This is a genomic window from Stappia sp. ICDLI1TA098 (genome assembly GCF_054880955.1).
In genome coordinates this window covers 2114817-2135500 of record NZ_JBTZBT010000001.1, presented here as the reverse complement: position 1 = coordinate 2135500, position 20684 = coordinate 2114817, and the positions used below count along the sequence as shown (strand labels likewise).

The 20684-nt window shown below is 65.9% G+C and carries 15 protein-coding genes; 11 read left to right on the top strand and 4 right to left on the bottom strand.

Annotated elements, in window-relative coordinates; genetic code table 11:
• Positions 1 to 49: 49 nt before the first annotated feature.
• A complete protein-coding gene (locus ACSLUQ_RS09540) occupies positions 50 to 802 on the top strand; it encodes a DUF1194 domain-containing protein (RefSeq protein WP_461808369.1) in 753 nt (250 codons plus the stop codon).
• Here ACSLUQ_RS09540 and ACSLUQ_RS09535 read toward each other — a convergent pair.
• Positions 799 to 1344: a hypothetical protein gene (locus ACSLUQ_RS09535; protein ID WP_461808368.1), complete on the bottom strand. Its 546-nt coding sequence runs from the start codon at positions 1342 to 1344 to the stop codon at positions 799 to 801. The two genes, ACSLUQ_RS09540 and ACSLUQ_RS09535, sit on opposite strands and share 4 nt — an antisense overlap.
• 263 nt (positions 1345 to 1607) lie before the next feature.
• On the opposite strand from ACSLUQ_RS09535, the gene ACSLUQ_RS09530 reads away from it, so the two are divergent.
• From ACSLUQ_RS09530 to ACSLUQ_RS09510, 5 genes are all read left to right on the top strand, one after another.
• Positions 1608 to 2774, top strand: a complete 1167-nt coding sequence (locus ACSLUQ_RS09530; RefSeq protein WP_417773911.1) for an ABC transporter substrate-binding protein — start codon at positions 1608 to 1610, stop codon at positions 2772 to 2774.
• A gap of 115 nt (positions 2775 to 2889) precedes the next feature.
• Positions 2890 to 3813: a branched-chain amino acid ABC transporter permease gene (locus tag ACSLUQ_RS09525; protein ID WP_417773910.1), complete on the top strand. Its 924-nt coding sequence runs from the start codon at positions 2890 to 2892 to the stop codon at positions 3811 to 3813.
• A gap of 48 nt (positions 3814 to 3861) precedes the next feature.
• Complete coding sequence (locus ACSLUQ_RS09520) at positions 3862 to 4869, top strand: branched-chain amino acid ABC transporter permease (protein WP_417773909.1); 1008 nt, start codon at positions 3862 to 3864, stop codon at positions 4867 to 4869.
• A complete protein-coding gene (locus ACSLUQ_RS09515) occupies positions 4862 to 5617 on the top strand; it encodes an ABC transporter ATP-binding protein (protein ID WP_417773908.1) in 756 nt (251 codons plus the stop codon). The genes ACSLUQ_RS09520 and ACSLUQ_RS09515 overlap by 8 nt, the downstream gene beginning before the upstream one ends.
• Entirely contained in the window at positions 5614 to 6324 is a 711-nt protein-coding gene (locus ACSLUQ_RS09510; RefSeq protein ID WP_417773907.1) for an ABC transporter ATP-binding protein, read from the top strand. The genes ACSLUQ_RS09515 and ACSLUQ_RS09510 overlap by 4 nt, the downstream gene beginning before the upstream one ends.
• Here the strand turns inward: ACSLUQ_RS09510 and ACSLUQ_RS09505 are convergent.
• Both ACSLUQ_RS09505 and ilvD read right to left on the bottom strand, forming a co-directional pair.
• Complete coding sequence (locus tag ACSLUQ_RS09505) at positions 6309 to 8315, bottom strand: putative bifunctional diguanylate cyclase/phosphodiesterase (RefSeq protein WP_461808367.1); 2007 nt, start codon at positions 8313 to 8315, stop codon at positions 6309 to 6311. The genes ACSLUQ_RS09510 and ACSLUQ_RS09505 overlap by 16 nt on opposite strands.
• Positions 8316 to 8729: 414 nt before the next feature.
• A complete protein-coding gene (gene ilvD / locus ACSLUQ_RS09500) occupies positions 8730 to 10574 on the bottom strand; it encodes a dihydroxy-acid dehydratase (RefSeq protein WP_417773905.1) in 1845 nt (614 codons plus the stop codon).
• A 217-nt stretch (positions 10575 to 10791) separates the two neighbouring features.
• Here ilvD and ACSLUQ_RS09495 point away from each other — a divergent pair, with 217 nt between their 5' ends.
• On the top strand, positions 10792 to 11925 hold the full coding sequence (locus ACSLUQ_RS09495) for a COG3904 family protein (RefSeq protein ID WP_417773904.1): 1134 nt from the start codon (positions 10792 to 10794) through the stop codon (positions 11923 to 11925).
• A 340-nt stretch (positions 11926 to 12265) separates the two neighbouring features.
• Here ACSLUQ_RS09495 and ACSLUQ_RS09490 read toward each other — a convergent pair whose 3' ends face one another.
• A complete protein-coding gene (locus tag ACSLUQ_RS09490; protein WP_417773903.1) occupies positions 12266 to 13678 on the bottom strand; it encodes a helix-turn-helix domain-containing protein in 1413 nt (470 codons plus the stop codon).
• A gap of 195 nt (positions 13679 to 13873) precedes the next feature.
• On the opposite strand from ACSLUQ_RS09490, the gene ACSLUQ_RS09485 reads away from it, so the two are divergent.
• The 4 genes from ACSLUQ_RS09485 to scpA all read left to right on the top strand — a co-directional run bounded on the left by ACSLUQ_RS09485 (position 13874) and on the right by scpA (position 20661).
• Positions 13874 to 14440, top strand: a complete 567-nt coding sequence (locus ACSLUQ_RS09485; protein WP_417773902.1) for a biotin transporter BioY — start codon at positions 13874 to 13876, stop codon at positions 14438 to 14440.
• A 391-nt stretch (positions 14441 to 14831) separates the two neighbouring features.
• Positions 14832 to 16364 (top strand): acyl-CoA carboxylase subunit beta, encoded by a 1533-nt coding sequence (locus ACSLUQ_RS09480; RefSeq protein ID WP_461808366.1) that lies wholly within the window; start codon positions 14832 to 14834, stop codon positions 16362 to 16364.
• Positions 16365 to 16389: 25 nt separating this feature from the next.
• Entirely contained in the window at positions 16390 to 18423 is a 2034-nt protein-coding gene (locus ACSLUQ_RS09475; RefSeq protein ID WP_461808365.1) for an acetyl-CoA carboxylase biotin carboxylase subunit, read from the top strand.
• Positions 18424 to 18516: 93 nt separating this feature from the next.
• Complete coding sequence (gene scpA / locus ACSLUQ_RS09470; RefSeq protein WP_417773899.1) at positions 18517 to 20661, top strand: methylmalonyl-CoA mutase; 2145 nt, start codon at positions 18517 to 18519, stop codon at positions 20659 to 20661.
• The last annotated feature ends 23 nt before the right edge of the window (positions 20662 to 20684 follow it).

Sequence of the window (20684 nt, the reverse complement as noted above, 5' to 3'; positions counted from 1 at the left end):
GGTGATGGTTTGTGACGGCGGAAATGCGCGCCTTCCTGGGCGCGCCGCAATGGCGGTACTGGCGCTTGTCCTCGGGTTTGCGGCGGCCGGTCGTGCGGATGCCGCCCGGGTGACGCGCGCCACCGCCGAACCTTCCGCGCCGCTCGCGCAAGGCCCGGTCTGCCCGCTTGCGCTCGTTCTGGCCATCGATGTGTCGTCGAGCGTCGACGCGCGCGAATTCGATCTCCAGATGCAGGGGCTTGCCCGCGCGTTTCGCGATCCTCGGGTCGGCGAGGCGATCCTGGCCAGTGGCGGGGTTCTGGTGACGGCCTTCGAGTGGTCGGGCCGCGCCCAGCATGTCACGCTTGCCGAATGGACGTGGCTGTCCTCGCAGGCCGGGATCGAGCGCTTTGCCGCCGGTCTTTCCGAAGCCCGCCGCACCCATACCAGCTACCCGACGGCGCTCGGCTATGCGCTCGGCCACGCGGCGATCCGTCTGCGCGGCGCGCCGCGTCCCTGCCTGCGCCAGGTGGTCGACATGTCCGGCGACGGGGTGAACAACGAGGGCTTTCCACCCGAGAGCGCCTATCGCGCCTTCGACTACCGGCGGATCACGGTCAACGGGCTGGTGGTGCGCGGCGCCGATCCCGATCCGGTCGTCTACTATCGCGAGAGGGTCATTCGCGGGTATGGGGCCTTTGTCGAGGTCGCCGACGGTTATGGCGATTATGCGAAGGCGATGGCGCGCAAGCTGCTGCGCGAGGTCTCCGGCAATGCCTTCGCCGGCGATGCGCGCGGGCGAACGCTGACCCGCAGGGACTAGCGGCAGCCGGTGTCGCCCGAGGAAACGGACACGCCGCCGCGCCCGCCGGAGCCGATGACGACGCCGCTCGAGCGGCAACCGTCGTCCGCAGCCGGTTCGGTCGCCTCTCCTGCCGCCTCTCCGGCCATGCACCTTTCGAAAGCCGAATCATAGGCGTCCTGCCAGGTGCGCTGCGCCGACCGACCGAGCGCATCGAGCGTCGCCAGTCCGGCGGCGGCCCGCGCTCCGCGCTCCGCGCCACGCGGGCTCCAGTCGCGTCCCGGTCGGCTGCGTCCGGCCAGGCCGCCGATCACCGCGCCGTCCATGCCGGCACCGGTCACGCCATCGGCCACGTCGGCGGCGAACCCGGGATCCCGTTCCGGGCGGTTGCGCGATGCGGCAAGGTTGGCCTGTTGCGCGGCGATCTGGCCGCAGGCAAGCGAGCGGTCGCCGTTCTCGTACAGACTGTCGGCCCGCGCGCCCGTCAGGGCTGCGCCCCCGGCAAGCAGGAGCGCGGCGAACATGGCGCTGCGTCTTGTGTTTCGGATGCGCGCTGGTGCCATTTTCCGTCTCCCTCGGTCGCCCTGTTCCGCCCGGCAGCCTAATCGACTCCGCCCTTCCGCGCGATTAACGTGTCCGGTGGTGAAACGTGGGGCTTCACAGAGGAAATATTTTAGGCTTAAAATAATTCCAGATCCGCCGCAGAGCGGAGCGGCAGGACGGACGGGGTCCTTCCATGCCGTGCCACGACAGTCACACCAGCCAGAAGCCGGCGCCCGCGCGGACATGATCCTGCGCCGGGCGTATCCGAGGGGAGAGTTCAAGAATGAAGCGTGCAGTGACGGCGGCCATCGCCGCGGCGGCATTTGGCCTTGGCGGCCTGAGTGCCCAGGCCGAGAGCCTGAAGATCGGTTTCCTCGCCACCCTGTCCGGTCCGCCGGCGGTTCTTGGCGAGCATATGCGGGACGGGTTCCTGCTCGGCGTCAAGCAGGCCGACGGTAAGCTCGGCGGCCTCGACACCGAGGTTCTCGTCGTCGACGACGAACTGAAGCCCGATGCGGCGCTGACCAAGGTGCGCGGCCTCATCGAGCGCGACAAGGTCGACATGATCGCCGGCATTGTGTTCTCCAACGTCATGATGGCGACCTACAAGCCGATCATCGAGAGCGAGACGATCTTCGTCGGCGGCAACGCCGGGCCCTCGCCGATCGCGGGCAAGGCCTGCTCGCCCTATTTCTTCACCGCCTCCTACCAGAACGACCAGAACCATGAGGCCATGGGCAAATATGCCCAGGACGCCGGCTACAAGCGCATGGTCGTGATGGCGCCGAACTATCAGGCGGGCAAGGATTCCATCGCCGGGTTCAAGCGCTACTTCAAGGGCGAGATCGTCGACGAGATGTACACCAAGCTTGGCCAGCTCGACTTCTCCTCCGAGCTGACCAAGATCGCCGCCGCCAAGCCCGACGCGGTCTTCGTCTTCATGCCGGGCGGCATGGGCGTCAATCTGGTGAAGCAGTATGCCCAGGCCGGGCTTACCGAGCAGGTGCCGTTCCTGTCCGCCTTCACCGTCGACGAGACGACGCTGCCGGCGACCAAGGACACGGCCGTCGGCATGCTCGCCGGTGCGCAGTGGGCGCCGAACATCGACAATGAGGCCAACAAGGCCTTCGTCGCCGCCTTCGAGAAGGAATACGGCTACGAGCCCTCGGTTTACGCTGCACAAGGCTATGACGCGGCCCGCCTCATCGACGGCGCGCTGAAGCAGGCCGGCGGCAAGGGTGACAAGGCGAAGCTGATGGCCGCCATGAAGGAAGCCCCGTTCGACAGCGTGCGCGGCGACTTCAAGTTCAACACCAACCACTTCCCGATCCAGGATGTGTACGTGGTGAAGGCGGTCAAGCGCGATGACGGCAAGTATGTCACGCAGACGGTCGAGAAGGTCTTCGACGACAAGGTCGACGCCTATGTCGACCAGTGCAAGATGAAGTGACCTGACGCCTCCGGCCCGCTCCCCCAAAGGGGCGGGCCGGTTGCCTTTCAGCCACATCCCTGGCCTGCCTGAGCGGCCGGGCCACATCACCTGCCCAACCCGCGAGGCCGGAGCGTTGAGCGCGACCCTTCTTGCCGTTCAGACATTGAACGGCCTGCAACTTGGCATTCTCCTTTTTCTGATCGCCGCCGGGCTGACGCTCGTCTTCGGTGTCATGGACTTCATCAATCTCGCCCACGGCGTGCAATACATGCTGGGCGCCTATCTGGCGGTCGCGGCCTATGCGATCACCGGCACCTTCTGGGGGGCGCTGGTTCTGGCGCTCATCGGCGCGCTGGCCTTCGGTCTGCTGCTCGAGGTCCTGGTGTTCCGGCATCTCTACGACCGAAGTCACCTCGACCAGGTGCTGGCCACCTTCGGCATCATCATTTTCCTCAATGAGGCGGTGCGGGCGGTCTGGGGATCGACGCCGCTCACCCTGCCGATGCCGGACCTGCTGTCGGGCTCCTTCGAGTTGATGGACGGGCTGCTCTATCCTGTCTATCGCATTGCCCTCATCGTCGCCGGCCTGGTGGTCGCGGTTCTGCTCTATGTGCTGGTCACTCACACCCGCGCCGGCATGCTGGTGCGCGCCGGAGCGACCAACGCTCCCATGGTCTCCGCGCTCGGCGTCGATATCCGCCGGCTTTTCATGCTGGTCTTCGGCTTCGGCACCATGCTCGCCGGCTTCGCCGGCATTCTCGCCGCTCCCATCCTGGTGGTGGAGCCGGGCATGGGCGACAGCCTGCTGATCCTCGCCTTCGTGGTGATCGTCATCGGCGGTATCGGCTCGATCCGAGGTGCCTTCCTTGCCGCGCTCATCGTCGGCCTCGTCGACACGCTGGGGCGGGGCTTTGCCACCGACATCGCCAAGCTGCTGCTTTCGCCCTCGGCCGCCAACGACGTCGGCCCGGCGATCGCCTCCATGCTCATCTACGTGCTGATGGCCGGCGTCCTCTTCTTCCGTCCGACGGGTCTGTTCCCCGTCCGCAACGGATGAGCGGACGATGACGCGCCACACCCCCCACAAGAAGCCGACCAATCGCTGATGACCGATCCCATCCCCGTTTCCGCTTCCCCACCGGCCGAGGCCGGGCCCGCCACCGCGCGCCGGGGCCGGGTGCCCGAACTGGTGCTCGCCCTCATCGTCTTCGTCGCCTTCGCGCTGCTGCCACCGGTGGCCGGCGCGCTCGACGACAGTTTCATCGTCTTCTTCGCCATCCGCGTCATGGTCTTCGCCATTGCCGCCGTCAGCCTGTCCCTGATCCTTGGCTTCGGCGCGATGGTCAGCTTCGGCCATGCCGCCTACCTCGGCATCGGCGCCTATTGCGTCGGCATCCTCGCCGAGAACGGCATCTGGGACGTCACCGTCTCGCTGCCGGTGACGCTTCTGGTCTCCGCGCTCTTTGCCGCCGTCACCGGCGCGATCAGCCTGAAGACGCGCGGCGTTTACTTCATCATGATCACGCTCGCCTTCGGCCAGATGGCCTATTACACGGCGACCTCGCTCTCCGCCTACGGCGGCGACGACGGGCTGACCATCTGGGGGCGGACCGAGATCCTCGGCTCCGACCTGCTCAATGATCGCACCACCTTCTACTACGTCGTGCTGGCCGTCCTGATCGGTTGCTATCTTGTCGCCCGCATGATCGTCGCCTCCCGCTTCGGGCGCGTGCTGCAGGGCGCCAAGCAGAGCGAGATGCGCCTGCGCGCCATCGGCATCGATCCCTACTGGTACCGGCTCGCCGCCTATGTCATCGCCGGCATGATGGCGGGCCTCGCCGGCGCGCTGCTTGCCAATGCGGCGGAGTTCGTCTCTCCCGCCTACATGTCCTGGCACCGGTCGGGCGAGCTGATCGTCATGGTGGTTCTCGGTGGCCTCGGGTCTCTCGTTGGCGCCATTCTCGGTGCCGCGAGCTATCTGGCGCTGGAGGAACTTCTGTCCCATGTCACCGAGCACTGGCGGCTGATCTTCGGCCCCTTCCTCGTTCTGGTCGTGCTGTTCGGCCGGGGCGGGCTGCTCGCGCTCATCCAGGGAGGGCGCAAGGATGACTGATCCGATCCTCAAGCTCGAGGACCTCACCAAGTCCTATGGCGCGCTCAAGGTCACCGATCACGTCTCCCTCGACGTGATGCCGGGCGAGATCCACGCCATCATCGGCCCGAACGGGGCCGGCAAGACGACGCTCATCGGCCAGATCTCCGGCGCGCTGCGCCCGGACGGCGGGCGCATCTCCTTCGACGGGCGCGACGTCACCGCCGATCCGTTCCACGCGCGTGCCCGCGCCGGTCTTGCGCGGTCATTCCAGATCACCGAGATCCTGCCCGACTTCACCGCGCGCGAGAATGTGGCGCTGGCGCTGCAGGCGCGGCAGGGGCATTCCTTCCGCTTCCTCGCCAATGTGGGCCGTGACCGGAAGCTCAATGCCCGCGCCGGCGCCATCCTTGCCGAACTGGGGCTGGCGCATCGCGCCGATCTCTCAGCCGGCATTCTGTCGCACGGCGAGAAGCGGGCGCTCGAACTTGCCATCGCCATGGCGCTCGAGCCGAAGCTTCTGCTGCTCGACGAGCCCATGGCCGGCACGGGGCGCGAGGAGACGGACCGCCTCGTGGAGGTGCTGAAGGCGCTCAAGGGCCGCTACGCCATGCTCCTTGTCGAGCACGACATGAGCGCTGTCTTCGCGCTTGCCGACCGCATTTCCGTGCTCGTCTACGGCCAGATCGTGGCCAGTGGCACACCGGAGGAGATCCGCAACAGCGCCCGCGTCCGCGAGGCCTATCTCGGCGAGGAGGGCGTGGCATGAGCGTGCTTCTGGAAATCGACGGCCTCGAGGCCTCCTATGGTGCGGCCAAGGTGCTTTTCGGCATGGGCTTCAGCGTGAACACCGGCGAGGTCGTCACGCTCATGGGCCGCAACGGCATGGGCAAGACAACCACCATCCGCACGCTCATGGGCATGATGAAGGCCTCCGCCGGCCGGGTCGTCTTCGACGGCACGGAGGTGACCGGGCGTCCCTCCTACCGCATAGCCCAGGCCGGGCTCGGGCTGGTGCCGGAGGGTCGGCAGATCTTTCCGACGCTGTCGGTGGAGGAGAACCTCATCGCCACCTCGGCGAACCGCTTCGCCACCGATCCGGGCTGGTCGCTGGAGCGCGTCTATGCCTTCTTCCCGCGCCTCAGGGAGCGGCGCTTGAACATGGGCAATCAGCTTTCCGGCGGCGAGCAGCAGATGCTTGCCATCGGCAGGGCGCTGATGACCAATCCCAAGCTCCTGATCCTCGACGAGGCAACGGAAGGGCTCGCACCGCTGGTCCGCGCCGAGATCTGGTCATGCCTGGAGCGGCTGAAAGGGGAGGGGCAGTCCATCCTCGTCGTCGACAAGAACGTCGACGCGCTGGAGGTGCTTGCCGACCGCCATGTGGTGGTTGAGAAGGGCACCGTCGCCTGGACCGGCACCTCCGCCGACCTCAGGGCCGATGCGAGCATCCGGGAGCGCTATCTCAGCGTGTGACCGGCGGCGGCGGGTTGCCCGTCGTTTTCTTGCGCGTCGTTGTGCGTGCGGTGAACGGCGGGGCCTTGCGGGCCCTTGGCGATATAGGCGGGGACCTGGTCAGCCTCCATGGGCGGGGAATAGAGAAAGCCCTGCACCAGATTGACATCGAGCTGCCTCAGCACGGCCAGTTCCTGCAGGGTCTCGACCCCCTCGACGATGCAGTCGAGCTGTCGGTCGCGCGACAGGTTGACCAGTGATCGGACGATGTCGCAGCTGGCCGGGTTGTGCTCGATGTTCATCACGAAGCTGCGGTCGATCTTGAGCTTGGTCAGCGGCAGCGCGTGCAGGCGCGACAGGCTTGAGTAGCCCGTACCGAAGTCGTCGAGGGCCACGCCGCATCCAATTTCGCGCAGGAAGTTCACCGAGTTCTGCACCTGCTGGGGGTCGAAGGCGAACGTGGTTTCCGTGATCTCCATGTCCAGGCGTCGGGGGTCGAATCCCGAGCGCCTGAGGATCCCTGCGACCTGCATCAGGTTCTCTGGCAGGGCAAGGTCATGGGCGGACAGGTTGAAGGACAGCCGCAGGTCGTCCGGCCAGGTGGCGGCGGCGGAAAGCGCCTGTTGCAGCAGCGTGCCGGTCAGGCGCGAGATGATGCCGGCGCGCTCCGCGATCGGGATGAATTCGGCTGGCGAGACAGGGCCGATGGTCGGGTTGTTCCAGCGCGCCAGCGCTTCGAAACCGACGGCTTTGTCGGTGCGAATATCGATGATGGGCTGGAAGGCGACACGCAATTCCTGATCGAGATCCGCTCCGCGCAGCATCTGCTCGACAAGCGACTCCCTGTGGATCATGGCGCTGTGCGCCTTCGAGAAGACGGTCGCGGCGCCGCGATGATGACGCTTGGAATGGTAGAGCGCATAATCGGCGCGGTTCATCAGCTCGGTTGGCGAGGGAACCTCTGGACCGCCGATGGCAAAGCCGATCGACCCGGAGACCTGCACCCGTGTCGAGGCGAGAGCCACCGGTTTGGCGAGCAGGTCGCAAAGCTCCTTGCCGAATTCCAGCAACGCTTCGGGACTTGTCTTCTTCTCGATCAGAAACGCGAATTCATCGCCCCCGAGCCTTGCGACAAACGCGGCTTTGCGGGAGCAGATGTTCCGCAGGCGGGTGCCGATCTCGCGCAGCAGCTTGTCGCCGATGGCGTGGCCGTAGGTGTCGTTCACCGGCTTGAATCCGTCGAGGTCGACGACGCCGACCGCGAAGGTCTCGTTGTCGGCCGCGGAGATCTCGAAGGTGCGCTCCAGCCTTGAAAAGAAGGCGCGCCGGTTCGGCAGATCCGTCAGGCTGTCGAGGTTCGCGAGCCGAAAATTCTCTTTGCTGAGCGCCAGCGCACGCGTCTTCGTTTCGACCATTTCCTTGAAATTATTATAGTTTATCGAGACGATGATGAGCATGGCAATGGTGACAAGCACCACGTTGAGCCCCGATGCGATGAAAGTTGGCTCCCCGGTCGACATAAAGAACGAGACGAACAGGGTGTTGACGATAAGCCCGACGATGATTGCCGCCGACCTCAGGTGCATGAGACAGAACACGCAGCTGACGATGGTGATCGCCATGAAGAAGCCGACATGGGCCTTGGTATAGGGCGTGCCATAGCCGTACAGGGTGAGAGACCAGGTGCTGAACGCGAGTGACAGCACGACCGCCAGATACAGCGTGCGTTGCAAGGCGGCTCGGGCGTCGGCAACCTCCGGCTCCTTGTCGCGTTGCTTCCACCAGGACACGATCCGAAAAATGCAGATCAGGCTGAGGGTGGCTGCGATATAGAGCGTCAACCAGACCGGGGCGTAGGGGAAGTGCGTGATTGAGAGGGCCCAGCAGTTCATCACCAGGATGATGTAAAGCAGCGGAACTTGTCGCGAGAAGGCCTTGTACTGCGCCTTCAGGAGGTCGGGATTGTCGGGGGGCGAGAACGACTTCAGGAGATATCGAAAAAACATGGCCATGAATTGTCCGGTGCGGGACCGGAACTCTCCCCCCAGTCCACGAAGAAACGGTCTTCTCGTTGTTCCGCGGCCATCTCGCAGTTGCCATCAGAGCAACACTTTGATGGGCTCGGCTGTGCTTTAACTTTAAAAAAAGCCAGCTCGAGGCTCTGCGTCAGAAGCCGCAGTCAGTCCATCAAAACTTTCAGTTCAATCAGATTAGCACAACTGATGCTTGGGCGGAGTTTGGAAATCTCCACTCTCTTGTGAAAAGTGCCATTGCCGCGCGCGCTGCCTCGGATCCGGATCGCGGGGCCTGGTCTTCGCCGCGGCAGAGGCATTCGCCCGTTTGCGGAAAAGAAAACGGGCGGCAACTGGGCCGCCCGTTCGCATTTTTCGTTCTGTGCACGCCTGCGGGCGGGCGAAACCGTCGCCTCAGTCGACGCGGCGCACCGCGCCCTCGGCGGCGGAGGTCGCCAGCAGCGCATAGGCCTTGAGGGCCGTGCTGATCTTGCGCGTGCGCTTCTCGACCGGCTTCCAGGCGTCGGCGCCCTTGGCGTCCATCGCCGCGCGGCGATGGGCCATCTCCTCGTCCGAAACGGCAAGGTGGATGGTGCGGCCGGGGATGTCGATCTCCAGACGGTCGCCTTCCTGGGCAAGGCCGATGGCGCCGCCTTCGGCGGCTTCCGGCGAGACATGGCCGATGGACAGGCCCGATGTGCCGCCCGAGAAGCGGCCGTCGGTGACCAGCGCGCACAGCTTGCCGAGGCCCTTCGACTTCAGGTAGCTGGTCGGATACAGCATTTCCTGCATGCCGGGCCCGCCGCGCGGTCCTTCGTAGCGGATCAGCACGACGTCGCCAGCCTCGACCTTGCCGGTCAGGATGCCGCTGACAGCGCTGTCCTGGCTCTCGAAGATGCGCACCCGCCCGGTGAATTTCAGGATCGAGTCATCGACGCCGGCGGTCTTCACGATGCAGCCGTCCAGCGCGATGTTGCCGTAGAGAACCGCAAGGCCGCCGTCTTGCGAATAGGCGTGCGCCTTGTCGCGGATGACGCCCGTCTCGCGGTCGTCGTCAACGCTGTCATAGCGGCAGTCCTGCGAGAAGGCGGTCTGAGAGGGAATGCCCGCCGGACCTGCGCGGAAGAACGCGTTGACGCTGTCGCTGTCGGTGCGCTTCACGTCCCACAATGCCAGCGCGTCGGCGAGACTCGCAGCATGCACCATCGGCAGCGAGGTATCGAGCAGGCCGGCGCGGTCGAGCTCGCCGAGGATGCCGAAGATGCCGCCGGCGCGGTGGACGTCCTCCATGTGCACATTCGAGACGGACGGGGCCACCTTGCAGAGCACGGGAACCTTGCGCGACAGCTTGTCGATGTCGGCCATGGTGAAGTCGATCTCGCCCTCGCGCGCGGAGGCGAGCAGGTGCAGAACCGTGTTGGTCGAGCCGCCCATGGCGATGTCGAGCGACATGGCGTTGTGGAACGCGGCGCGATTGGCGATGGAGCGCGGCAGCACGCTGGCGTCGTCCTGCTCGTAGTAGCGCCGGGCAATGTCGACGATCAGGTGGCCGGCCTCGATGAACAGCCGCTTGCGGTCGGCATGGGTGGCGAGCGTCGAGCCGTTGCCCGGCAGCGACAGGCCGAGAGCCTCGGTCAGGCAGTTCATCGAGTTGGCGGTGAACATGCCGGAGCAGGAGCCGCAGGTCGGACAGGCCGAACGCTCGATGGCCATGACGTCCTCGTCGGACATCTTGTCGTCGGCGGCGGCGACCATCGCGTCGACCAGGTCGAGCGCCCGCTCGGTGCCGTCGGCGAGCTTGACCTTGCCGGCTTCCATCGGGCCGCCAGAAACGAAGACCACCGGAATGTTGAGCCGCATGGCGGCCATCAGCATGCCCGGGGTGATCTTGTCGCAGTTGGAGATGCAGACCATGGCGTCGGCACAATGCGCGTTGACCATGTACTCGACGCTGTCGGCGATGATCTCGCGCGAGGGCAGCGAATAGAGCATGCCGTCGTGGCCCATGGCGATGCCGTCATCCACCGCGATGGTGTTGAATTCCTTGGCGACGCCGCCAGCCGCCTCGACCTCGCGGGCCACAAGCTGGCCGAGGTCCTTGAGGTGAACGTGCCCTGGCACGAACTGGGTAAAGGAGTTCACGATCGCGATGATCGGCTTGCCGAAATCGCCGTCCTTCATGCCCGTGGCGCGCCAAAGGCCGCGCGCGCCCGCCATGTTGCGTCCGTGGGTGCTGGTTCTCGACCGGTAAGTCGGCATTCTCGCCTCGGTGGTTCGTATGACAATTGATCCGCAAGACGAGGTACGAAATCAGGCGCGACGACGCAAGGAAATTACGTCTCGGGGCCGCGCCCGGACAGATGCCGGCAGATGTCGTGCGTCGGCCTCGGCCGCCACCGCGTCGTTTGGGATTGCCCTTCGCGAAAGGATCGGGAAAATTCTCGCGTTGCGGCGATTTGGGAACGGGGTGGGGACGATGGTTGGAAGAGAGGTTCTGGCGCGGCTTGCACGCCGGCTGCCGGTGTTCGGTCTTGGTCTCTGCATGGCGTTGGGTGTCCTGCTCTGCGTGCCCCTGCCGGCGTTCGCACTCGACGTTCGCAACGACATGGCGTTCGACAATGTCTGTGAGGGCAACTCGGCCGCGTCATGCTACATCCTCGCGGTGGGCGGGATCACGGCCGACACGCCGCGTGCTTTCCGCGCCTTTCTCGAGCGCGAGCAGCCCGAGGGCAACAAGGTGCTGCTCTACAGCGGCGGCGGCAACCTGCGCGCCGGTCTCGATCTCGGCTCGATCATCCGCCAGCACAATTACGAGACCGCCATCGGCAACTGGGTGGAGGAGGGTGCGTTCGGCCGCGTCGGGCAGCAGGGCTTTTGCATGAGCGCCTGCGCCTACACCTTCCTCGGAGGTGCTGTCCGGCGGATTGCGGAAGGCAACCGCCTCGGCTTCCACCGTTTCTTCGTGCCGAACCGGGAGGCGTGGGAAAAGGCCGGCCTGACGCAGGACGATGCGCTGGCGCAGGGGCAGACGGAATCGAGCCTGATCGTCGCCTATCTGGTCTACATGAACATCGACCCGCGCATCTTCGTGCTCGGCGTCACCGCCGGGCGCGACGAGATGTACGAGCCAGACCGGGCGACGCTGGAGGAATTCGATCTCGTCTCGCCCGACGGCTTCGCGCCCTTCTATCTGGAACCTTACAAGTCCGGCATCGTCGCGGCGGCGAAGCGCCTCGGCCGCACGCGGCTTTACGACGAGCTGACCCAGGTCACCGCCTACTGCCGGCGTGGCGAGCCGCATCTCCTGGTTTCCTCCGACATCTCGCTGCCCGATGAATTGCCCGATCCGGGCGACCTTCTTCTCAGCGGCGCGGACGGCCAGGTGCAGCGGATTCGCGTGCCGCGCGATCGCATGCGGGTCCGCTCGGGCAAATCGGTGGAATTCCGACTCGATCGGGAGACGGGAACGCGGGTCGCCGGCGCGGCCGCTTTCGGGGTCAGCGTCTTCCTCGGGCAGTCGGCGGGCGGCGAGCTGCGCGGCACGGTGCCCCTGGTTGAGGGAGACCGCAGGATGCTCGACGCCGCCTTTCGCTTCTGCATCGACCGGTAGTCGCGGCAATCTCGGGCCGAGGGGCGGAATTTCAAGGCGCGCACGAGAGAGTTTTGCGAGCGCTGCCCGCCAACGAGCATCGCCGTCGGCCTCCGCGCCTTCTGCGGCAAACGGGACGGCGGCTCTTGAGCCGCGGACACGATGCGGGACAGGCCAACAGCGTCCCTCTCGTGTTCTCGAAGGCTGCGCTTGAGGGGGCGGATCGCCGGTTCGAGCTGAAGAGGATCACGAACCTCCTTGCCGGCGACCGGCGCAAGCGTGCCTTGGAATGCGCGCGGCCTTTCCACTGACTGCGGGGTCGTTCGCTGCTTTGCCGAGAGTTGACGGCCTCTCGCCCGCCTCACCGGATCTCGTAGGGCACCAGCCGGCGGTGGTCGCTGTCGATGGAGATCGCGCGGTTGAGTGGCGGCACCGAGCGCTGGGCGCAGGTGAGCCGCTCGCAGATGCGGCAGGAGATGCCGATGGGCTCGAATGCCGCGTCGCGGGCAAGGTCGAGCCCGTCGCAATAGACGATGTCGCGCGCATGCGCGATCTCGGCGCCGAGCGCGATGGCATAATGCAGCACCGGCCCGCCATAGCCGCCCGACTTCTTCACCACATGCGCGGCCAGCGAGATGTAGCGCGAGCCGTCCGGCGTTTCGGCAAGCTGGCGGATGATCGTTCCGTGGCTTTCAAAGGCGCGGTGCACGTTCCACAGCGGGCAGGCGGCGCCGAAGCGTGCGAACTGCAGCTTGGTGGCCGAGTGGCGCTTGGTGATGTTGCCGGCGCGATCGACGCGGGCGAAGAAGAAGGGGATGCCCTTCAGGCGCGGGCGCTGCATGGTCGAGAGCCGGTGGGCGACCTGTTCGAGGCTGGCGCCGAAGCGGTCGGCGACGAGATCAAGGTCGTGTCGCGTTTCCTGGGCGGCCTTGAGGAAGGTCCGGTAAGGCAGCACCAGCGCTCCGGCGAAGGCATTGGCAAGACCGATGCGCGCCACATGCACCGCGTCATCCGTCTGGAACTTGGCCTTCGCCAGCACGCCGTCGATGATGGCGCGCGCCTCGAGGAGCGCGATCTGGTGGGCGAGCTGGAAGACGATGGTCGATTCCGGCAGCGCCTCGTTCAGCGACAATCGCTTGCCGCGCGCGTCGAAGGTGCGGATCTCGCCCGCATCCGCCTCGTGGCGGTGGCGCGTCACCGAAATGCCGTGGCGCGTTTCCAGATGCTCGACCAGGTCGCGGGCGAAGACGCGCCCCGTCGGCGTCAGCCGGCTGTTCAGGTCCTCCGCGGCGACATCGAGCTCGTGGATGTAGTTGTTTTCGAAATGGAAGAAATCCCGCACTTCCTCATAAGGGGTCGGGCGTGCCAGCGTCTCGTCGCGCGCCAGCGTGTCGTCGAGCATTGCAAGCTGCTCGCTCATCTGCCGGTAAGCCTGGTGCAGGCGCACCATGGCATGGGCGAAATCCGGCGCATTCTGGCTGACCATCTTGAAGTCCTGAAGCCCCGGCCTGCCGCCGGCGAAGACCGGATCGGCGAAGACCTCGCGCAGCGCCGCGATCAGTCTGTCGTCGTCATCGACGGAAAGAGAGCCGAGGTCGAGGCCGAAATGTTCGGACAGGGACAACAGCACCGGCGCGGAAACTGGCCGTTGATTGTTTTCCAATTGGTTGACATAGCTTGTCGACAGGCCGAGCCTTTCGGCAAAATCACGCTGGGTGAGGCTCGCCGCCTCGCGCAAGGATCGGATCTGGCGGCCGATGAAGAGCTTCTTCATAATGGGGTCCCGGTTCCGAGGCGCGAGGCGTCGGGTTTGCAAATTTGCAAATGCAAATTTGCAAACAGATTAAGTTCGCCTTGCGGCTTTTTCAACTCTCCCGTCCGGCCCCTAAAACGGGTAGCCAGACGGGAAGGCAGCGGCCGCCGCGTTGTCGGCGGTCTGGAATATGGACTAACAGGAGAAACTGCCATCATGTTCACCACCGTGACCTCGTGGACGTCGGAGCGGCCGCTGGCGCGCACGCTCATCGTCGCCTTCGCCGGTTCGCTGCTTCTGACCGTGTCCGCCAAGGTCAGTGTGCCCTTCTTCCCGGTGCCGATGACGCTGCAGACCCTTGCGGTGCTGGTGCTCGGCTTCACCCTTGGCCCGCGTCTCGGCGCGGCAAGCGTGCTGATGTATCTGGCCGAAGGCGCGACCGGCCTTCCGGTGTTCACCGGAACCCCGGAAAAGGGCGTCGGCCTTGCCTATATGGCCGGCCCGACCGGCGGCTTCCTGCTCGGCTTCGTGGCTTCGGCCTGGCTCGCCGGCTGGTTCGCCATGAAGGGCTGGACGCAGGGCATCCTGCGCGCCGTCACCGCCTCGGTCCTTGCCCAGGCGATTGTCTTCGTCCCGGGCCTGATCTGGCTCGCCACGCTGCTCGGCTCGGTCGAGAAGGCGCTGGTCTTCGGCCTTTATCCGTTCCTGCTTGCCGGTCTTGTGAAGTCGGTTCTGGCCGCTGCCATTGTTGTCGCCGGCCAGCGTCTGAGCCCGCGCGGCTGACGTTCGAAAGTCGGCCTCGGCCCGTCTCCGGCATCTGGCCGGCGGCGGGCCGGGCCACCTCCGCCGGCTCCGGGCCGGTGTGAATGACGGTGGCGGCGCATGCGCCGCGCCGCGACACCAGCGCGCCGCCTGCCGTCCGGACGGTGGACCCGCGTCCGCCGTTGCCCGCATGCCGCGCAACCGCGTATCCGGCTCGCCTTCAGGGCGGCAGAGGGGCGGCGCAGGGTGGCGACGACGGGCCATCGCTCCGCCTGGATCAGACAGGTGCGAAGCTTGACAGCCGGCGCGACGACAAAGCCGGCGCGCAGATACAGACGACGCGAAAGCGAAGACACGAACAACGAGAAAATCCAGTCGGCCGAACGCCGGTCACGCATCACAGGAGCCGCCCGTGCAGGAGATCTTGCAGGAACTGGAAACCCGCCGTGCCGCCGCGCGCCTGGCTGGCGGCACCCGCCGCATCGAGGCCCAGCACGCCAAGGGCAAGCTGACGGCGCGCGAGCGCGTCGAAATCTTCCTCGACGAGGGCTCCTTCGAGGAGTTCGACATGTTCGTCACCCACCGCTGCGTGGATTTCGGCATGCAGGACACCACGATGCCCGGCGACGGCGTGATCACCGGCTGGGGCACGGTCAACGGCCGCATGGTCTATGTCTTTTCGCAGGACTTCACCGTCTTCGGCGGTTCCCTGTCCGAGACCCATGCCCAGAAGATCTGCAAGATCATGGATATGGCGGTGAAGAACGGCGCCCCCGTGATCGGCCTCAACGACAGCGGCGGTGCGCGCATCCAGGAGGGCGTCGCCTCTCTCGGCGGCTATGCGGACGTCTTCCAGCGCAACATCATGGCGTCCGGCGTCGTGCCGCAGATCTCGATGATCATGGGTCCCTGCGCCGGCGGCGCGGTCTATTCGCCGGCGATCACCGATTTCATCTTCATGGTGCGCGACACCTCCTACATGTTCGTCACCGGCCCGGATGTGGTGAAGACGGTGACCAACGAGGTGGTCACGGCGGAGGAGCTTGGCGGCGCCAAGACCCACACCAGCAAGTCCTCGGTCGCCGATGGCGCTTTCGACAACGACGTGGAAGCGCTGGTCGCCCTGCGCCGCTTCATCGATTTCCTGCCGTCCAACAACCGGGAGAAGCCGCCGGTTCGTCCGTTCTTCGATGACCCGGCGCGCGTCGACATGTCGCTCGATACGTTGATTCCCGACAATCCGAACAAGCCCTACGACATGAAGGAGCTGATCACGAAGGTCGCCGACGAGGGCGATTTCTTCGAGATCCAGCAGGCCTATGCCGGCAACATCGTCACCGGCTTCATTCGCATCGAGGGGCAGACGGTCGGCGTCGTCGCCAACCAGCCAATGGTGCTGGCCGGCGTGCTCGACATCAATTCCTCGCGCAAGGCGGCCCGCTTCGTCCGCTTCTGCGACTGTTTCAATATCCCGATCCTGACCTTCGTCGACGTTCCCGGCTTCCTGCCGGGCACCACGCAGGAATACGGCGGCGTCATCAAGCACGGCGCCAAGCTGCTGTTCGCCTATGGCGAGGCGACGGTGCCCAAGGTCACGGTGATCACCCGCAAGGCCTATGGCGGCGCCTATGACGTGATGGCCTCCAAGCACATTCGCGGCGACATCAACTACGCATGGCCGACGGCCGAGATCGCGGTGATGGGTGCCAAGGGCGCGACCGAGATCCTCTACCGCTCCGAGCTTGGTGATCCGGAGAAGATCGCCGCGCGCACGAAGGAATACGAGGACCGCTTCGCCAATCCGTTCGTGGCGGCGGAAAAGGGCTTCATCGACGACGTGATCATGCCGCATTCGACGCGCCGCCGCGTCGCCCGCGCCTTTGCCACCTTGCGCAACAAGGACATCCAGAATCCCTGGAAGAAGCACGACAACATTCCGCTGTGACGACGCCAGGAACGGGACCTTTTCAATGATCAAGAAAATCCTCATCGCCAACCGCGGCGAGATCGCCTGCCGGGTCATCAAGACGGCGAAGAAGATGGGCATCGCCACGGTCGCGGTCTATTCCGACGCCGACAGGGATGCACTGCATGTGAAGATGGCCGACGAGGCGATCCACATCGGCCCGCCGCCGGCCAACCAGTCCTACATCGTCCTCGACAAGATCCTGGAGGCGGTCCGCGCCTGTGGCGCGGACGCCGTGCATCCGGGCTACGGCTTCCTGTCGGAGCGCGCCGAATTCGCCGATGCGCTGGCGAAGGCGGGGGTCGCCTTCATCGGCCCTCCGGCCTCCGCCATCGAGGCGATGGGGGACAAGATCACCTCCAAGAAGCTGGCGGCGGAAGCCGGCGTTTCCACCGTGCCGGGCTACATGGGCCTGATCGCCGATGCCGACGAGGCGGTGAAGATCGCCGCCGAGGTCGGGTATCCGGTGATGATCAAGGCGTCCGCCGGCGGCGGCGGCAAGGGCATGCGCATCGCCTGGAACGAGGCGGAGACGCGCGAGGGCTTCCAGTCGTCGAAGAACGAGGCGGCAAGCTCCTTCGGCGATGACCGCATCTTCATCGAGAAGTTCGTCACCCAGCCGCGCCACATCGAGATCCAGGTGCTCGCCGACAGCCACGGCAACACCATCTATCTGGGCGAGCGCGAATGCTCGATCCAGCGCCGCAACCAGAAGGTCATCGAGGAGGCGCCGTCGCCCTTCCTCGACGAGGCGACGCGCCGCGCCATGGGCGAGCAGGCCGTGGCGCTGGCCAAGGCGGTGAACTACGCCTCCGCCGGCACGGTCGAGTTCATCGTCGACGGCGAGCGCAACTTCTACTTCCTGGAGATGAACACCCGCCTTCAGGTGGAGCATCCCGTCACCGAGCTGATCACCGGCATCGACCTTGTCGAACAGATGATCCGGGTCGCCGCCGGCGAGACGCTTTCGATCTCGCAGGACGACGTCAGGCTGAACGGCTGGGCGATGGAAAGCCGCCTCTATGCCGAGGATCCGTACCGCAACTTCCTGCCCTCCATCGGCCGGCTCACCCGCTATCGGCCGCCGAGCGAAGGCATGCGTGCCGACGGCACCGTGGTGCGCAACGACACGGGCGTCTTCGAGGGCGGCGAGATCTCGATGTTCTACGACCCGATGATCGCCAAGCTGTGCACCTGGGCGCCCGAGCGCATCGCCGCCGTCGATGCGATGTCGGAGGCCCTCGACCGCTTCGAGGTGGAGGGTATCGGCCACAATCTGCCGTTCCTGGCCGCCGTCATGCAGCACCCGCGGTTCCGCTCGGGGGCGATCACCACCGCCTTTATCGCCGAGGAATATCCCGACGGCTTCCAGGGCGTCGAGCTGCCGGCTGCGGACATGGAGCGCCTCGTGGCGCTTGCGGCCGCCTGCAACCATCTCTCCGAGACCCGCGCCACGCAGATCTCCGGGGCCATGGACAACCATCGCCGCGTTGTCGGGCCGGACTGGACCATCGTCGTCGCCGGCGCCGAGTATCCGGTTGCGGTGACGCCGGAGACGGGGACGGGCATGTACCGCGTCGCTGCGCGCGAGGCCGATCAGGGGCACGCGCTTTCGGGCGAGATCCTCGTCTCGCTCGATGGCTGGAAGCCGGGCATGCGCCTGATCGAGGCGGAAGTCGGCGGCCGGGCGCTGGCGGTCAAGGTCGAGCAGACCTTCCACGGCTACCGCTTGCGTCAGCGCGGCGCCGATGTGACGCTCGCCTGCCTGACGCCGCGCCAGGCCGAGATGGCGCGGCTGATGCCCGAGAAGGTGGCGGCGGACACCTCGAAGATGCTGCTGTGCCCGATGCCGGGTCTCGTCGTTTCCATTTCGGTGGAGGAGGGCCAGACCGTCGAGGCGGGACAGACGCTTGCCACCGTCGAGGCGATGAAGATGGAGAACGTGCTCAAGGCGGAGCGCAAGGGCGTGGTCAAAGTGATCGCCGCCAAGCCCGGCGACAGCCTCGCCGTCGACGAGCTGATCATGGAATTCGAATGATGTTGGCGCGGGTCAAGCGAGAAGCCGGGATCATGGCGTCAGTGCTCGCCCGGTGGCTCGGCACATCGTTGGCTACATCGGAGGCGTGAGATTATGACCAAGACGACCGTTCGCGACTGGATGGACCTGGCGTCGAAGGAGCTCAAGGGCCGCGATCCGCAGGAGCTCGTCTGGAACACGCCGGAGGGCATTCCGGTCAAGCCGCTGTACACGGCGGAGGATCTCGACGGCATCGGCCATCTGGGTACGCTGCCGGGCTTCGAGCCGTTCCTGCGCGGCCCGCGCGCCACCATGTACGCGGGTCGGCCCTGGACCATTCGCCAGTACGCCGGCTTCTCCACCGCCGAGGCCTCCAACGCCTTCTACCGCAAGGCACTCGCCGCCGGGCAGAAGGGGCTTTCGGTCGCCTTCGACCTTGCCACCCATCGCGGCTACGACAGCGACCATCCGCGCGTCGAGGGCGATGTCGGCAAGGCTGGCGTGGCCATCGACTCGGTCGAGGACATGAAGATCCTCTTCGACGGCATTCCGCTCAAGGAGATGTCCGTCTCCATGACCATGAACGGCGCCGTGATCCCGGTGCTGGCGAGCTTCATCGTCGCCGGCGAGGAGCAGGGCGCGAGCCGGGCCGAGCTCTCCGGCACGATCCAGAACGACATTCTCAAGGAGTTCATGGTCCGCAACACCTACATCTACCCGCCTGAGCCCTCGATGCGGATCATCGCCGACATCATCGAGTACACGGCGAAGGAGATGCCGCGGTTCAACTCCATCTCGATCTCCGGCTACCACATGCAGGAGGCCGGGGCGACGCTGGTGCAGGAACTGGCCTTCACGCTGGCGGACGGGCGCGAATATGTCCGCGCCGCGCTCGCCAAGGGTCTTGATGTCGATGCCTTCGCCGGCCGGCTGTCGTTCTTCTTCTGCATCGGCATGAACTTCTTCATGGAGGCGGCGAAGCTGCGCGCCGCGCGCCTGTTGTGGTCGCGCATCATGACCGAGTTCGAGCCGAAGAAGCCGCAGTCGAAGATGCTGCGCACCCACTGTCAGACGTCGGGCGTGTCGCTCGCGGAGCAGGACCCCTACAACAACATCGTGCGCACCGCCTTCGAGGCGATGTCGGCGGTGCTTGGCGGCACCCAGTCGCTGCACACCAACTCCTTCGACGAGGCGATTGCCCTGCCGACGGAGTTTTCCGCGCGCATCGCCCGCAACACCCAGCTCATCCTCAACCACGAGACCGGGGTCACCAACGTCGTCGATCCGCTCGCCGGTTCCTACTATGTGGAGAGCCTGACCGACGAACTCGCCACCCGCGCCTGGGAGCTGATCGAGAAGATCGAGGCCGAGGGCGGCATGACGGCGGCCGTCGAGAAGGGCATTCCCAAGCAGATGATCGAGGAGGCGGCCACCCGCCGCCAGGCGGCCGTCGACAAGGGCGACGAGGTCATCGTCGGCATCAACAAGTACCGGCTCGAGGACGAGGACAAGCTCGACATCCTCGACATCGACAACGCCGCGGTGCGCGAGAGCCAGGTCCGCCGGCTGGAGAAGATCCGCCGCAGCCGCGATTCCGACCGGGTGGCGGAGACGCTCGCGGCGCTGACGAAGACGGCCGAGACGGGTGAGGGCAACATCCTGGAATGCGCTGTCGAGGCGGCGCGCGCACGCGCCACCGTCGGCGAGATTTCCGATTGCCTGCGCTCGGTTTTCGGCGACCACGCCGCCGTTCCCAAGGTCGTTCGCAACATTTACGCGGGCGAATACAAGGACGAGCCGGAGTACAAGACCCTTGTCACCCGCCTGTCCGATCTGGCCGCCGAACTCGGCGAGAAGCCGCGCATCATGGTCGCCAAGCTCGGCCAGGACGGCCATGACCGGGGTGCCAAGGTGATTGCCTCGGCCTTTGGCGACGTCGGCTTCGAGGTGCTCGCCGGCCCGCTGTTCCAGACCCCCGACGAGGCTGCGGAGGCCGCCATCGCCGCCAAGGTCCATGTCGTCGGCGTGTCGTCGCTCGCCGCCGGCCACAAGACGCTGATGCCGCAGCTCGTCAAGGCGCTCGAGAAGCGCGGTGCAGGTCATGTCATCGTTGTGTGCGGTGGCGTCATTCCGCGTCAGGATTACGATTTCCTGCGCGAGGCTGGCGTCTCCGCGATCTTCGGCCCGGGCTCGAATGTCCTCGACGCGGCACGTACGGTGCTCGACCTCATCGCGGGTCGACGCCGCAACGTCGCCTGAGGCGATCGCCCGGAGCCGAGGCC